This is a genomic window from Paenibacillus monticola (assembly GCF_009664975.1).
Lineage (GTDB): Bacteria > Bacillota > Bacilli > Paenibacillales > Paenibacillaceae > Paenibacillus_AQ > Paenibacillus_AQ monticola.
Window position 1 is genome coordinate 1 of the sequence record NZ_WJXB01000031.1, and the last position, 1593, is coordinate 1593.

Annotated in this window: 1 protein-coding gene and 1 pseudogene; both read right to left on the minus strand. The window is 40.4% G+C overall.

The window, feature by feature from the left end; translation table 11 throughout:
* Positions 1 to 361: 361 nt before the first annotated feature.
* Entirely contained in the window at positions 362 to 682 is a 321-nt protein-coding gene (locus GJB61_RS30985) for a DUF7716 domain-containing protein (RefSeq protein ID WP_154122863.1), read from the minus strand.
* 66 nt (positions 683 to 748) lie between these two features.
* Positions 749 to 1593 (minus strand): annotated as a pseudogene (locus GJB61_RS32080) (hypothetical protein); the annotation flags it as partial.

Here is a 1593-nt window from a genome sequence, read left to right on the forward strand (position 1 = left end):
CTCCGGCTTCTGCCGCTCCTGCCCCCATAGGCTTGGAAATGTCTACACCGAGCAGATACTCCCACATCTTGCCTTCCAAATGGCTGAGCGAACGCTTCGCCGCCTTGCCGAGCGCTCCAATCCGGGCGAGCACATCCAGAAAAGTAGCGATGAGAAGGTTGCCAAACGTTGAGATTAGCTTAGTATAGAAGTTCTGTTATATTGTTTTCCTACATGAGTATTCCTGACTTCTCCAGTGGTTGTTTAAGTTCTCTACTGATTTACTTCCCTCAAAAAAGAAACCTCGGTTGGCCAATAGGCAACCAAGGTCGAAATAAACTTCATATAAGAAACTACCAATATATCTTTATCGTAAACAAGGTCAATTTATTACTATAAAAGCGTCATTATCATAATAGTATAAAAAAGCCTCAAATAAATCATCATCTGTACATTCAACCTTTTGTAAAAAAGCATTTTTAATTATTCCTTTTATAGTTTGAATATCTAGCGCGTATTGTAGATTATTTTCCCTCGCAAATTTAGGTACTTCTTCACTGTCATCCTCTACATCATCCGGATCGATTACAGCACCTTTTGTATCTAGATCCCACGTCTCATCTTCTGGTAGAAATAATGCATTTGACCACTCGAATTGCTCAATATTATTTAGTATATTTCTCAACGCAATAAAATTCTCCATTTTTTCACCCCTCGTCTATTAGTGCACTCTTCTTTAGTAGAATGCTATATTACGGATTTAAAGTCGTTATTTTTTTCTTTTTCTTCCTCCCCCCCAAATTTCCATTCCTCCTTTTCCTCCAGGATGTAGTACTGATTGAATCTCGCCCTTTGCTGTATGTTGATCAAATGGTATTAATTGCAATACACCTTCTCTATTTGGTTCATGATGCCAAGTTACCTCTGGGGTTGGTGGTTTTCGTGGAAAAGCTCCTCTTTTTCCTGGTTTTACACCATCAATTATACCTGGATATAATTCTTTCATTTCTTTAGCAAATACTGAATCAGCTTGGAAAGCATCATGTAATCTCTTATTTGCTTCTTGAAAATGTCTAGCGTCGCTCATCTCAGGGTACATATGCTTAGGTAATTTCATTTCGTATGCGACTGAATATAATCTCTTATCAGCAGACCACTTCTGCGAATCAGTTGTCTCCAAAATACTATCAAAATCAATCTTACCATCTTTTTTGGCAACTGCCGTATTATAGATTTCAACTCTTTGGGATTCAGGCAAACTCTTAATCTTATCCAATTCAGCCTGAGTGCTGATTCCCGCTTTTTTGCCATCAAGATTCTCGACTTCTTCGATAGTACCATCAGCCAGCAGCACCCAAGGATTAACCTCGCCATATAGACGGATATGCTTACCCTTGCGCTCCAGCTTGAACTTCTTGAACTTGAACTTTTGCAGAATCCGGTCAACCAGACCCTTGAGCTTGTTGGCCCCCTTCATGAGCCCTTTTTGCAGGCTCTTGATCACGATTTTACCATTGCGTATTATCATGCTGCCGCTCTTGGATGTAAGCTTTGCTCCGGATTTCAACAAGCTCTTGATGCCCTTGGCTCCTGCACCCGCTGCCTTCTTGACTC

Coding starts and splice junctions, on each gene's coding strand:
- GJB61_RS30985 (WP_154122863.1), bottom strand. CDS start 682: ATGGAGAATTTTATTGCGTTGAGAAATATACTAAATAATATTGAGCAA.